This window comes from Ensifer sp. Root142 (assembly GCF_001426785.1).
GTDB lineage: Bacteria > Pseudomonadota > Alphaproteobacteria > Rhizobiales > Rhizobiaceae > Ensifer > Ensifer canadensis.
This window is the reverse complement of record NZ_LMFK01000047.1, coordinates 66,362-80,029: the sequence shown is the minus strand read 5'-3', so window position 1 is coordinate 80,029 and position 13,668 is coordinate 66,362. Positions and strand designations below refer to the sequence as shown.

General features: G+C 60.6%; 13 protein-coding genes. All 13 read left to right on the top strand.

All coding sequences use genetic code 11. The features are described from left to right. Positions 1-10 precede the first annotated feature (10 nt). The 13 genes from ASD52_RS32520 (at position 11) to ASD52_RS32460 (ending at position 13,657) form a co-directional block, all read left to right on the top strand. On the top strand, positions 11-616 hold the full coding sequence (locus ASD52_RS32520) for an NADH-quinone oxidoreductase subunit C (protein ID WP_057226518.1): 606 nt from the start codon (positions 11-13) through the stop codon (positions 614-616). A 57-nt stretch (positions 617-673) separates the two neighbouring features. Then, positions 674-1,864 carry an NADH-quinone oxidoreductase subunit D gene (locus ASD52_RS32515; RefSeq protein ID WP_025426583.1) on the top strand — a complete coding sequence of 397 codons (1,191 nt, stop codon included), beginning with the start codon at positions 674-676 and terminating at the stop codon, positions 1,862-1,864. Continuing rightward, on the top strand, positions 1,864-2,118 hold the full coding sequence (locus ASD52_RS32510) for a hypothetical protein (protein ID WP_025426584.1): 255 nt from the start codon (positions 1,864-1,866) through the stop codon (positions 2,116-2,118). The genes ASD52_RS32515 and ASD52_RS32510 overlap by 1 nt, the downstream gene beginning before the upstream one ends. Before the next feature lie 16 nt (positions 2,119-2,134). Then, positions 2,135-3,262, top strand: coding sequence for an NADH-quinone oxidoreductase subunit E (locus ASD52_RS32505; RefSeq protein ID WP_025426585.1), 1,128 nt, complete (start codon positions 2,135-2,137; stop codon positions 3,260-3,262). Between the two features lie 11 nt (positions 3,263-3,273). Next, positions 3,274-4,578, top strand: coding sequence for an NADH-quinone oxidoreductase subunit NuoF (gene nuoF, locus ASD52_RS32500; RefSeq protein ID WP_025426586.1), 1,305 nt, complete (start codon positions 3,274-3,276; stop codon positions 4,576-4,578). A gap of 6 nt (positions 4,579-4,584) precedes the next feature. Then, positions 4,585-5,259, top strand: a complete 675-nt coding sequence (locus ASD52_RS32495) for an NADH:ubiquinone oxidoreductase (protein ID WP_057211427.1) — start codon at positions 4,585-4,587, stop codon at positions 5,257-5,259. Between the two features lie 103 nt (positions 5,260-5,362). Continuing rightward, positions 5,363-7,435: an NADH-quinone oxidoreductase subunit NuoG gene (gene nuoG, locus ASD52_RS32490; RefSeq protein WP_025426588.1), complete on the top strand. Its 2,073-nt coding sequence runs from the start codon at positions 5,363-5,365 to the stop codon at positions 7,433-7,435. 20 nt (positions 7,436-7,455) lie between these two features. After that, positions 7,456-8,499, top strand: a complete 1,044-nt coding sequence (gene nuoH, locus ASD52_RS32485; protein WP_025426589.1) for an NADH-quinone oxidoreductase subunit NuoH — start codon at positions 7,456-7,458, stop codon at positions 8,497-8,499. Positions 8,500-8,563: 64 nt separating this feature from the next. Beyond that, entirely contained in the window at positions 8,564-9,055 is a 492-nt protein-coding gene (gene nuoI / locus ASD52_RS32480; protein WP_025426590.1) for an NADH-quinone oxidoreductase subunit NuoI, read from the top strand. Positions 9,056-9,192: 137 nt separating this feature from the next. Continuing rightward, complete coding sequence (locus ASD52_RS32475) at positions 9,193-9,807, top strand: NADH-quinone oxidoreductase subunit J (protein ID WP_025426591.1); 615 nt, start codon at positions 9,193-9,195, stop codon at positions 9,805-9,807. 28 nt (positions 9,808-9,835) lie between these two features. Continuing rightward, on the top strand, positions 9,836-10,144 hold the full coding sequence (gene nuoK / locus ASD52_RS32470) for an NADH-quinone oxidoreductase subunit NuoK (protein ID WP_025426592.1): 309 nt from the start codon (positions 9,836-9,838) through the stop codon (positions 10,142-10,144). Between the two features lie 7 nt (positions 10,145-10,151). Next, positions 10,152-12,146 (top strand): NADH-quinone oxidoreductase subunit L, encoded by a 1,995-nt coding sequence (nuoL, locus tag ASD52_RS32465; RefSeq protein ID WP_057211425.1) that lies wholly within the window; start codon positions 10,152-10,154, stop codon positions 12,144-12,146. Then, positions 12,146-13,657, top strand: coding sequence for an NADH-quinone oxidoreductase subunit M (locus tag ASD52_RS32460; RefSeq protein ID WP_057211424.1), 1,512 nt, complete (start codon positions 12,146-12,148; stop codon positions 13,655-13,657). Before nuoL ends, ASD52_RS32460 begins: the two co-directional genes overlap by 1 nt. Positions 13,658-13,668 lie beyond the last annotated feature (11 nt).

Genomic DNA, 13,668 nt, shown 5'->3' with positions numbered 1-13,668 from the left:
GGTCCTTAACATGAGTGAAGCCCTGAACGAGCTTGCCTCCTATCTGCGCGAGACGCGCAGCCAGCTGATTTCGGATGCCGCCATCAACTACGGCGAACTGACGCTGACGACGACGGCTGCAAACCTGATCGAGCTCTTGACGTTCCTGCGCGACGACGTGCAGTGCGCCTTCATCAACTTCGTCGATGTTTGCGGTGTCGACTGGCCTCAGCGGCCGGACCGTTTCGATGTCGTCTACCACCTGCTGTCGCCACGCCAGAATTTCCGCGTGCGCATCAAGGTTGCGACCGGTGAAGGCGAGCCTGTGCCGTCGGCCACCAGCGTCTTTCCGGGCGCCGACTGGTTCGAACGCGAAGCCTACGACATGTATGGCATTCTGTTTACCGGCCATCCGGACCTGCGTCGCATCCTGACGGACTACGGTTTCGAAGGGCATCCGCTGCGCAAGGACTTCCCGGTCACCGGGTTTGTCGAGGTTCGCTATGATGACGAAGCCAAGCGCGTCATCTATGAGCCCGTTGAACTGAAGCAGGAATTCCGTAACTTCGACTTCCTCTCCCCGTGGGAAGGGACGGAATACGTCCTGCCCGGCGACGAGAGGGCGAAAGCACGGTGAGACTAAGTCGGCCCGCGGCGACCCTTTGAGGGCGCCGTCCGGCCTGGAGTAATCGGTATGACCGAACATAACGTCCGCAATTTCAACATCAACTTTGGTCCGCAGCATCCGGCGGCGCACGGCGTTCTTCGTCTGGTGCTCGAGCTTGATGGCGAAATCGTCGAGCGTGTCGACCCGCATATCGGTCTGCTGCATCGCGGCACCGAAAAGCTGATCGAAACCAAGACCTATCTGCAGGCGATTCCCTATTTCGATCGGCTCGACTACGTCGCGCCGATGAACCAGGAGCATGCTTTTGCGCTTGCAGTGGAAAAGCTGACCGGAACCGAAGTTCCGATCCGCGGCCAGCTGATCCGCGTTCTCTATTCGGAAATCGGCCGTATCCTGTCGCATCTTCTGAACGTGACCACGCAGGCCATGGACGTCGGCGCGCTGACGCCGCCGCTCTGGGGCTTCGAGGAGCGCGAAAAGCTGATGGTGTTCTATGAGCGTGCCTGCGGCGCGCGCATGCACTCGGCCTATTTCCGTCCCGGCGGCGTGCACCAGGATCTGCCGCATGAGCTGGTCGAGGATATCGGCAAGTGGATCGACCCGTTCCTCAAGACCGTCGACGATATCGACGAGCTTCTGACTGGCAACCGCATCTTCAAGCAGCGCAACGTCGACATCGGCGTCGTCAAGCTGGAAGACGCCTGGGCCTGGGGTTTCTCGGGCGTGATGGTTCGCGGTTCCGGCGCTGCCTGGGACCTGCGCCGTTCGCAGCCCTACGAATGCTATTCGGACATGGATTTCGACATTCCGATCGGCAAGAACGGTGACTGCTTCGATCGTTACCTCATCCGCATGATCGAAATGCGCGAGTCGGCCAAGATCATGCGTCAGTGCGTGAACCGTCTGCTCGGCGATGCCAAGATTGGCCCGGTCTCGTCGATGGACGGTAAGATCGTTCCGCCAAAACGTGGTGAGATGAAGCGCTCGATGGAAGCGCTGATCCACCACTTCAAGCTCTACACCGAAGGCTACCACGTGCCGGCCGGCGAGGTTTATACAGCCGTTGAAGCGCCCAAGGGCGAATTCGGCGTCTATCTCGTCTCCGACGGTAGCAACAAGCCCTATCGCTGCAAGATCCGTGCCCCGGGCTACGCGCATCTGCAGGCGATGGACTTCCTCTGTCGCGGACACCAGCTTGCCGACGTGTCAGCCGTGCTGGGCTCCCTCGATATCGTGTTCGGTGAGGTGGATCGCTGATGCGTTTCGCGCCCCTGGCAATGGCAGGATTTCTTATGCTTGCGACGGCGGCATCCGCACAGGATTCCGTCAACAGCGAAGCGTCTGCCGCGATGCGTGGGGGCTCGATGGCCGATCTCGTGGCCAAGGGCTACGAGATCAAGGCGGCCGTGGCCAACGGCACGCGCTACATCGTATTTTTACAAAAAGACCAGTCAGCCTATGCCTGCGAATTCGTTTCGGTGACGAAATCGCGGTGTGGGTCGATTAACTGATAAGGTGTCGTGAAGAATGTCTGTTCGTCGACTAGCCGAAGACAATGTTCAGCCGGCCGCATTCGCGTTCAATCGCGAAAACGCCGCTTGGGCAAAGAAGACAATCCAGAAGTATCCGAAAGGCCGTGAGCAGTCCGCGGTCATTCCGTTGTTGATGCGGGCGCAGGAGCAGGACGGCTGGGTAACGAAGGCCGCGATCGAATCGATCGCTGACATGCTCGGCATGGCCTATATCCGCGTGCTCGAAGTTGCGACCTTCTATACCCAGTTCCAGCTGAAGCCGGTCGGAACGCGCGCTCACGTGCAGGTCTGCGGCACGACGCCGTGTATGCTGCGTGGCGCCGAAGACCTGATCCGGGTCTGCAAGAGCAAGATCGCCCACGATCCTTTCACCCTCAACGAGAGCGGCACGCTTTCCTGGGAAGAAGTGGAATGTCAGGGCGCCTGTGTGAATGCGCCGATGGTCATGATCTTCAAGGACACCTATGAAGACCTGACGCCCGAGCAGCTCGAGCAGATCATCGACCGCTTCGATGCAGGCAAGGGTGCCGAAGTCGCCACCGGTCCGCAGATCGATCGTGTCTTCTCGGCGCCGGAAGGTGGCCCGACCACGCTCATGACGCCGGACGCGCCGGCCAGGAAGGCTCCCGCGAGCGCGAAGAAGGTCAGCGATGCGCCTGTTGTCAGCGTTCCGCCATCGAACGCTGCACGGGCAAAGACCGCTGCCAGCGAAACCAACGCCGCCGTGAAGACGCCGGCGACGGCGAAGAAGGAAGCGGCGGCAAACGCCAAGGTCGAGGGCGACACCGCCGACAAGTCGAAGCCCGCCAGGGCGGCCGACGTTTCCGGCAAGCCGTCGCTTGAAGACAAGAACCGCCCGGCAGGCATCGCTAGGCCGGCGGCTGTCGACGACCTCAAGCTGATCTCCGGCGTTGGCCCGAAGATCGAAGGCACGCTGCACGAACTCGGCATCTACACGTTCGCGCAAGTCGCGTCGTGGAAGAAGGCCGAGCGCGAATGGGTCGACAGCTATCTCAATTTCAAGGGCCGGATCGAACGTGACGATTGGGTCAAGCAGGCCAAGGCGCTCGCCAAGGGTGGCGAAGCCGAATACATCAGAGTTTTCGGCAAGAAGCCGCGGTAAAGAGGTGAACCATGCTCAGAGATGAAGATCGCATCTTTACCAATATCTACGGCCTCAAGGATAAGTCTCTCAAGGGCGCGATGAGCCGCGGCCATTGGGATGGCACCAAGCAGATCCTCGAAAAGGGTCGCGACTGGATCGTCAACGAGATGAAAGCTTCGGGTCTTCGCGGTCGTGGCGGCGCAGGCTTCCCGACCGGTCTCAAGTGGTCCTTCATGCCGAAGGAAAGCGACGGGCGTCCGCACTATCTGGTCGTCAACGCCGACGAATCCGAACCGGGCACCTGCAAGGACCGTGACATCATGCGTCACGATCCGCACACCCTGATCGAAGGCTGCGTCATCGCCAGCTTCGCCATGGGTGCGCACACCGCATACATCTACGTGCGCGGTGAATATATCCGCGAGCGCGAGGCGCTGCAGGCTGCGATCGACGAATGCTACGACGCCGGCCTGCTCGGCAAGAACAACAAGCTGGGCTGGGACATGGACATCTACGTCCACCACGGCGCCGGCGCCTACATCTGCGGCGAAGAAACCGCGCTGCTCGAAAGCCTTGAAGGCAAGAAGGGCCAGCCGCGCCTGAAGCCGCCGTTCCCGGCGAACATGGGTCTCTACGGCTGCCCGACGACCGTCAACAACGTCGAGTCGATCGCAGTTGCCCCGACGATCCTGCGCCGCGGCGCTGGCTGGTTCTCGTCGATCGGCCGTCCGAACAACGTCGGCACCAAGCTGTTCATGCTCTCCGGTCACGTCAACAAGCCGTGCACGGTCGAAGAAGCGATGGGCATCACCTTCCGTGAACTCGTCGACAAGCATGCCGGTGGCATTCGCGGCGGCTGGGACAACCTGCTGGCGGTCATTCCCGGCGGCGCATCGTGCCCGGTGGTCAAGGCGGAAGACATCATTGACTGCCCGATGGATTTCGACGGGCTTCGTGAAGTCAAATCGTCCTTCGGCACGGCGGCTGCCATCGTCATGGATCGCTCCACGGACATCATCAAGGCAATTGCCCGCATCTCGGCTTTCTTCAAGCACGAGAGCTGCGGCCAGTGCACGCCGTGCCGCGAAGGCACCGGCTGGATGTGGCGCGTGATGGAACGCATGGTGCAGGGCCGCGCCCAGAAGCGCGAGATCGACATGCTGTTCGACGTCACCAAGCAGATCGAAGGTCACACGATCTGTGCTCTGGGTGATGCGGCCGCCTGGCCGATCCAGGGCCTGATCCGCAACTTCCGTCCGGAGATCGAAAAGCGCATCGACGAATACACCCGCAACGCGACGTCGCACGGCGCGGTGCTGGAAGCGGCGGAGTAACGGGCCATGGCCGGCACACGCAAGGATGGACAGGTGAGGGGAGAGGCCGAGAGCGGCATTCCGTCCGCACGTCCGCTTGGCAGTGATCCGGCCGATCCGTTCGGCATGGCCGAATGGATGAAGACCATGCCCAAAGTGCCGCTGCATCCGCTGATGGCGCATCCGGCAGGCGCCGTGGCAGCTGCCACCGCGCTTGGTTTCGGTCTGTCGAGCCACATCGCCGGCGTTATGTTCGGCGCGATGCAGGGCGCCGTCGAAGCGCTGCAGAAGGGCTCGGCCTTGGCTGGCCAGATGCAGGCAGACGCCCCGGCTGAGGTCGTTCCGACCCAAGCAGCTCCGGTTCAGGCAGAAGCAATGCCGCAAGAGACGGTGAAGCCGGTAGTCGCCAAGAAAGGCGCGGTATCAAAGCCGAAGGCTGAGAACAAGCTGGCGGAGCGCGTGAAGGCGCCGGCAGCTTCGCGGTCCAAGACCCGCACCGCCGACGACCTCAAGCGGATTTCCGGCATCGGCCCGAAGCTCGAGCAGGTCCTGAACGGCAAGGGCATTCGCCGGTTCGCCGATATCGCCGCCTGGAGTGACGCCGACATTGCCCGCTTCGACGACGAACTGGGCTTTGGCGGACGTATTCTGCGCGACGACTGGGTAAAGCAGGCAAAGGCGCTGAAAGGCGCAAAAGAATAAGAGGCGGTGACCGGCAGAGGTCGCCACCGGCAAGCAGCATGGCTGTGTTGGAATTGTCCGTCGCCTCAAGGTGGACGGATGGAAGACAGGATTGAGTACGAAGATGGCAAAGCTGAAAGTCGACGGAAAAGAGATCGAGGTCCCGGATCATTTCACGCTGCTTCAGGCGTGCGAAGAAGCCGGCGCCGAGGTTCCGCGCTTCTGTTTCCATGAGCGGCTGTCGGTCGCCGGCAACTGCCGCATGTGTCTGATCGAGGTGAAGGGAGGGCCACCAAAGCCCGCCGCCTCCTGTGCCATGGGTGTGCGCGACCTTCGTCCGGGTCCGAACGGCGAGACGCCGGAAGTCTTCACGACCACACCGATGGTCAAGAAGGCGCGCGAAGGCGTCATGGAATTCCTGCTGATCAACCATCCGCTCGATTGCCCGATCTGCGACCAGGGTGGCGAATGCGACTTGCAGGACCAGGCGATGGCCTTCGGCATCGATAGTTCGCGCTACCAGGAAAACAAGCGCGCTGTCGAAGACAAGTATATCGGCCCGTTGGTCAAGACGGTGATGAACCGTTGCATCCATTGCACGCGCTGCGTCCGTTTCACCACGGAAGTGGCCGGCATTGCCGAACTCGGCCTGATCGGCCGCGGCGAAGACGCCGAGATCACTACCTATCTTGAACAGGCCATGACCTCCGAGCTTCAGGGCAATGTCGTTGACCTCTGCCCGGTCGGCGCGCTGACCTCCAAGCCGTTCGCCTTCACGGCGCGTCCGTGGGAACTGAACAAGACCGAATCGATCGACGTGATGGACGCGCTCGGTTCGGCCATCCGCGTCGATACCCGTGGCCGCGAAGTGATGCGCATCATGCCGCGCGTCAACGAGGACATCAACGAAGAGTGGATCTCCGACAAGAGCCGCTTCATCTGGGACGGCCTGAAGACTCAGCGTCTCGACCGTCCTTATGTCAAGAAGGACGGCCGTCTGCAGGCTGCAACGTGGAGCGAAGCGTTCCAGGCGGTCAAGGCTGCCGTTGCAGCGACCTCCGGCGACAAGATCGGCGCCATCGCCGGTGACCTTGCTTCCGTAGAAGAAATGTACGCGCTGAAGGAACTGCTTGCTTCGCTCGGTTCCGAAAACGTCGACTGCCGCCAGGATGGTGCAGCGCTCGATCCGTCGCTCGGCCGCGCCAGCTACATCTTCAACCCGACCATTCAGGGGATCGAGAGCGCCGACGCGCTGCTGATCATCGGCTCGAACCCGCGCTTCGAAGCATCCGTTCTCAACGCACGCATCCGCAAGCGTTACCGGATGGGCAATTTCCCGATCGCCGTCATCGGCGAGCAGGGTGAACTGCGCTACGAATACGAATACCTCGGTGCAGGCACCGACACGCTGGCCGAACTCGTGTCCGGCAAGGGCAAGTTCGCTGCGACCTTGAAGAAGGCGCAGCGTCCGATGATCATCATCGGCCAGGGCGCCGTTGCAGGGGAGGGCGGTGCCGCCGTTCTCGCCGCTGCCGCCAAGCTTGTCGGCGCAGTGACGGCCGACTGGAACGGCTTTGCCGTTCTGCACACCGCAGCGTCCCGCGTCGGTGGTCTCGACCTCGGCTTCGTCCCGGGCAAGAACGGCAAGACGGCCGCCGAAATGGTTTCGGCCACTGACGTTCTCTTCCTGCTCGGCGCCGACGAGATCGATCTTGCTGGCCGCAAGTCCGGCTTCACTGTCTATATCGGTTCGCATGGCGACAATGGCGCCCACGCTGCCGACGTCATCCTGCCCGCCGCCACCTACACCGAAAAATCCGGCACCTGGGTCAACACCGAGGGCCGCGTGCAGATCGGCAACCGTGCCGGCTTCGCTCCGGGCGACGCCCGCGAGGACTGGGCGATCATCCGTGCGCTCTCCGACGTTCTCGGCAAGAAGCTGCCCTTTGATTCGCTTGGCGAATTACGCTCGAAGCTTTACGCCGCGCAGCCGCATTTCGCCGATGTCGACGCGATTGCCGTCGGCAGTGGCGACGAAATTGCCGCACTTGCTCAAAAAGCCGGTGAGATGGGCAAATCCGTGTTTGCGTCTCCGGTCAAAGACTTCTATTTGACGAACCCGATAGCGCGCGCATCCGCCGTCATGGCCGAATGCTCGGCTTTGGCACGCAACAACTTCAAAGCTGCGGCGGAATGAGCGCGAGGGAATAGAGTATCATGGACGCTTTCGTTTCGACCTATGTCTGGCCTGCGATCATCATGGTCGCCCAGTCGCTGCTGCTGCTGGTCGCGCTGCTGCTTTTCATCGCCTACGTTCTGCTGGCCGACCGCAAGATCTGGGCTGCTGTCCAGCTTCGCCGTGGTCCGAATGTGGTGGGCCCCTGGGGTCTTTTCCAGTCCTTTGCCGACCTTTTGAAGTTCGTCTTCAAGGAGCCGGTGATTCCGGCTGGCGCAAACAAGGCAATCTTTCTGCTCGCGCCGCTCGTCTCCGTGACGCTGGCGCTCGCCGCCTGGGCGGTTATTCCGCTCAATGCCGGCTGGGTGATCGCGAATATCAACGTCGGCATCCTCTTCGTGTTCGCCATATCTTCTCTTGAAGTTTATGGCATCATCATGGGTGGCTGGGCGTCGAACTCCAAATATCCCTTCCTCGGCGCGCTTCGTTCTGCCGCGCAGATGGTGTCTTACGAAGTCTCGATCGGCTTCGTCATCGTCACCGTCCTGTTGTGCGTGGGTTCGCTGAACCTGACTGATATCGTCAATGCGCAGAGCAACGGCATCGGTACGAACTTGGGTCTGCCCGCATCGTTCCTCGACTGGCACTGGCTCGCACTGTTCCCGATGTTCATCGTGTTCTTCATTTCGGCGCTGGCTGAAACGAACCGCCCGCCCTTCGATCTGCCGGAAGCGGAATCCGAACTCGTCGCCGGCTTCATGGTCGAATACGGCTCCACGCCTTACATGATGTTCATGCTCGGCGAGTATGCCGCCATCTGCCTGATGTGCGCGCTGACGACCATTCTCTTCCTCGGCGGCTGGCTGCCTCCGGTTGACGTCTGGTTCCTCAACTGGGTCCCGGGCATCATCTGGTTCGTTCTCAAGGCATCCTTCGTGTTCTTCATGTTCGCGATGGTGAAGGCTTTCGTTCCGCGTTACCGCTACGACCAGCTGATGCGTCTCGGCTGGAAGGTCTTCCTGCCGATTTCTCTGGCAATGGTCGTGATCACTGCATTCGTTCTCAAGCTGACGGGAGCTGCATGATGCTGGCTTTCGCTCGGTTGCATACCGCTGGCCGCTCCCAGGCCGGCAAGTCTGGAGGTAAATGATGGCCGGTCTTTCGCAAGCCGTCAGCTCGCTGTTCCTCAAGGAATTCGTCGGCGCGTTCTTTCTGTCGATGCGCTACTTCTTCAAGCCGAAGGCGACGTTGAACTACCCCTTCGAAAAGGGGCCGGTCAGCCCGCGCTTCCGTGGCGAACACGCCCTGCGCCGTTATCCGAACGGCGAAGAGCGCTGCATCGCCTGCAAGCTCTGCGAGGCGATCTGTCCTGCCCAGGCCATCACCATCGAGGCCGGCCCGCGCCGCAACGACGGCACCCGCCGCACGGTGCGCTACGACATCGACATGGTGAAGTGCATCTATTGCGGTTTCTGCCAGGAAGCCTGTCCGGTCGACGCCATCGTCGAGGGACCGAACTTCGAATTCGCCACCGAGACGCGTGAAGAGCTGTACTACGACAAAGACAAGCTCCTCGCCAATGGCGACCGTTGGGAGCGGGAAATCGCACGCAACATCGCAATGGACTCGCCCTATCGCTGAGGCCGATGCGTGGTGTCGCCCTTCAAGGCGGCACATGTGAAACAGTTTGGGGCAAAGGCCGGACATCAGTCCGGCTTTGCCAGTGGAGTGGGGGCTGCAAGAGCCTCACGCCGTGCAAGACGAAAAAGGCACCGATCATGGGTCTGCAGGTTCTTTTTTTCTATCTCTTTGCCTTCATCGCGGTGGCATCGGCATTTATGGTCATTGCGGCCAGGAACCCCGTTTATTCGGTGCTGTTCCTGATCCTGACCTTCTTCAATTCGGCGGGCCTGTTCCTGCTGGCTGGCGCCGAGTTCCTGGCGATGATCCTGCTCGTGGTCTATGTCGGCGCGGTTGCGGTGCTCTTCCTGTTCGTCGTCATGATGCTCGATATCGATTTCGCCGAACTCAGAGCCGGCGTGCTTGAATATGCGCCCGTCGGTGCGCTGATCGGTCTGATCCTGGCTGCCGAACTGATCATCGTCGTCGGCGGCGCGACCTTCTCGCCGGAGATTGCCAAGGGCATCTCGATGCCGATCCCGGCGGTTGCCGACCGGACGAACACCGCCGCACTCGGCGACGTGCTCTATACCCACTACGTCTACTTCTTCCAGATCGCGGGCCTTGTGCTGTTGGTCGCCATGATCGGCGCCATCGTCCTCACGCTGCGCCACCGCACGAACATCAAGCGCCAGAGCATTCCGCAGCAGGTTGCCCGCACGCCCGAGACCGCCGTCGAGGTGATCACGGTCAAGCCCGGGCAGGGCATTTAATTCGGACGCGAGGTCGAGGAACCAAAAAATGGAAATCGGAATTTCCCACTATCTCACCGTCAGCGCCATCCTGTTCACGCTTGGTGTCTTCGGCATCTTCCTGAACCGGAAGAACGTCATCGTCATCCTGATGTCGGTCGAACTGATCCTGCTTGCGGTCAACATCAACATGGTCGCCTTCTCGTCGTTCCTGAACGACATCACTGGCCAGGTCTTTGCTCTGTTCATTCTGACCGTCGCGGCCGCGGAAGCCGCCATCGGGCTTGCAATTCTCGTCGTCTTCTACCGCAACCGCGGCTCGATCGCTGTTGAAGACGTCAACATGATGAAGGGCTGATTGGGCTATGGATACCATCATCAAGGCTATCGTCTTCCTGCCTTTGATTGGCTTTCTGGTCGCCGGCCTTTTCGGCACTTCGATCGGCGCCAAGGCTTCTGAATATGTCACCAGCGGACTGATGATCATCGCCGCCGCATTGTCGTGGTACGTCTTCTTCGACGTCGCGATGGGCGAGCAGGAACTGATCAAGGTTTCGGTGCTGCGCTGGATCCAGTCCGGCGGCTTCGACGTCGAATGGGCGTTCCGCGTCGACACGCTGACCGCAGTCATGTTCGTGGTCGTCAACACAGTGTCGACGCTCGTGCATGTCTATTCGATCGGCTATATGCACCACGATCCGCATCGTCCGCGTTTCTTCGCCTATCTGTCGCTCTTCACCTTCGCGATGTTGATGCTGATCACGTCGGACAACCTGGTGCAGATGTTCTTCGGCTGGGAAGGCGTGGGTCTCGCATCCTACCTGCTGATCGGCTTCTGGTATAAGAAGCCGTCGGCGAACGCGGCGGCGATGAAGGCGTTCATCGTCAACCGCGTTGGCGACTTCGGTTTCTCGCTTGGCATCTTCCTCGTCTTCGTGCTGTTCGGTTCGGTCAACCTCGAAACCATCTTTGCAGCAGCCCAGACCTACCTGCCGGCCGAAGGTGCCGCAGCAGGGGAGGCGGTTGTTACGCTGTTCGGCATGCACCTCGACAAGGCAGATGCCATCACGGCCGCATGCCTGCTGCTCTTCATGGGCGCGATGGGCAAGTCGGCTCAGTTCCTGCTGCACACCTGGCTTCCGGACGCGATGGAAGGCCCGACCCCGGTTTCGGCCCTCATTCACGCCGCAACCATGGTCACCGCCGGCGTCTTCCTTGTCGCTCGCATGTCGCCGCTGTTTGAGCTGTCGCCGACTGCACTGACGGTCGTCACGCTGATCGGCGCGATCACGGCCTTCTTCGCCGCAACCGTCGGTCTGGTCCAGAACGACATCAAGCGCGTCATCGCCTATTCGACCTGTTCGCAGCTTGGCTACATGTTCGTGGCCCTCGGCGTCGGCGCCTATGGCGCGGCCATCTTTCATCTGTTCACGCACGCCTTCTTCAAGGCTCTCCTTTTCTTGGGTGCAGGTTCGGTCATTCACGCCGTCGATGGCGAACAGGATATGCGTTATATGGGTGGCCTGCGGAAGCATATTAAGGTCACCTATTGGATGATGTTCATCGGCACGATCGCGCTCACCGGCGTCGGCATCCCCGGCACCGTCATCGGTACGGCCGGCTTCTTCTCGAAGGATGCCATCATCGAATCGACGTTCGCTTCGCACAGCATCGTTTCGGGCTTTGCCTTTGCGATGCTGGTGATCGCCGCTCTGTTCACCAGTTTCTATTCCTGGCGCCTGACCTTCATGACCTTCCACGGCAAGCCACGCGCTTCGTCGGATGTCATGCATCACGTCCATGAATCACCTCAGGTCATGCTGGTGCCGCTCTACATCCTGGCTGCCGGTGCTCTGCTCGCAGGCTTCCTGTTCCACGACCACTTCTTCGGCGAGGGCTATGCCGAGTTCTGGAAGGGTGCGTTGTTCACCTCGGCTGAAAACGAAATCCTCCATGAGTACCACCACGTTCCGCTGTGGGTTAAGTGGAGCCCGTTCTGCGCCATGGCGCTTGGTCTCTTCACGGCCTGGTACATGTACATCCGTCGGCCTGAGCTGCCGAAGTACCTGGCGGAACAGCATCGCGGCCTCTACCAGTTCCTGCTCAACAAGTGGTACTTCGACGAGCTATACGACTTCCTGTTCGTACGCTCGGCCAAGCGCCTCGGCGTCTTCCTGTGGAAGGAAGGCGACGGCCGGGTCATCGACGGCCTTGGCCCTAACGGAATTGCGGCACGCGTGCTTGATGTCACCGATCGTGTGGTCCGGCTGCAGACCGGTTACCTCTATCACTACGCGTTCGCCATGCTGATCGGCATTGCTGCGCTCGTTACATGGATGATGCTCGGGAGTTCCTTCTGATGACCGATTGGCCCGTACTTTCCGCGGTCACCTTCATGCCGCTCGTCGGCGTCCTGCTTCTCTTGCTGACAAGAGAAGACAGCGCCTACGGCCGCCGCAACATCCTGAACGTATCGCTGCTGACGACGCTCTTCACGTTCGCCGTGTCGGTCTATATCTGGTACCAGTTCGATAGCTCGAACCCGGGTTTCCAGATGACCGAGAAGCACGAATGGCTCGGCACCGGGATTTCCTATCATCTCGGCGTCGACGGCATCTCGGTGCTCTTCGTCGTTCTCTCTGCCTTCCTGATGCCGTTCTGCGTGCTCGCAAGCTGGTTCTCGGTCGAAAAGCGGCTGAAGGAATACATGATCGCGTTCCTGATCCTGGAAACGTTCATGATCGGCGTGTTCGTGTCGCTCGACATCGTGCTGTTCTACGTGTTCTTCGAAGCCGGCCTCATTCCGATGTTCCTCATCATCGGTGTCTGGGGCGGCAAGGATCGCGTCTATGCGAGCTACAAGTTCTTCCTCTACACGCTGCTCGGCTCGGTGCTGATGTTGCTCGCCATCATGGCGATGTACTGGCAGGCCGGTACCACCGACATCACTGAACTTCTCGCCTACAACTTCCCGCGTGAGATGCAGACGTGGTTATGGCTCGCCTTCTTCGCTTCCTTCGCGGTGAAGATGCCGATGTGGCCGGTGCACACCTGGCTTCCCGACGCGCACGTTCAGGCGCCGACGGCGGGTTCGGTCATCCTGGCCGCCATCCTCCTGAAGCTTGGCGGTTACGGCTTCGTGCGCTTCTCGCTGCCGATGTTCCCGCTGGCGTCCGACTATTTCGCGCCCTTCGTCTTCACGCTGTCGGTCATCGCGATCATCTACACCTCGCTGGTGGCGATGATGCAGACCGACATCAAGAAACTGATCGCCTATTCGTCCGTCGCACATATGGGTTACGTGACGATGGGTATCTTCGCGGCCAATACGCAGGGTGTTCAGGGTGCGATTTTCCAGATGCTGTCGCACGGCATCGTCTCCGGCGCGCTCTTCCTTTGCGTCGGCGTCGTCTATGACCGGCTGCACACCCGCGAGATCTCGGCCTATGGCGGCCTCGTCAACAACATGCCGAAATACGCCGTCGCCTTCATGGTGTTCACCATGGCCAACGTCGGCCTACCCGGCACATCAGGCTTCGTCGGCGAAGTGCTGACGCTCGTCGGCGTCTTCCGCGTCAATACCTGGGTTGCGTTCTTTGCAACGAGCGGCGTTATTCTCTCGGCTGCCTACGCGCTCTGGCTCTACCGCCGAGTGATCTTCGGTGCGCTGGAAAAGGAAAGCCTGAAGGCTCTGCTCGATCTTTCGGCTCGCGAGAAGGCGATCCTTTACCCGCTGGTGATCCTGACGATCTTCTTCGGTGTCTATCCGGCGCCGATCTTCGATGCGACCGCAGCCTCCGTGGATCTGCTCGTCAACAACTACTCCGCAGCCCTGCAGGCAGCGCAAAACGTTGCGCTTTCGGTGCAATGACCACAGGACGT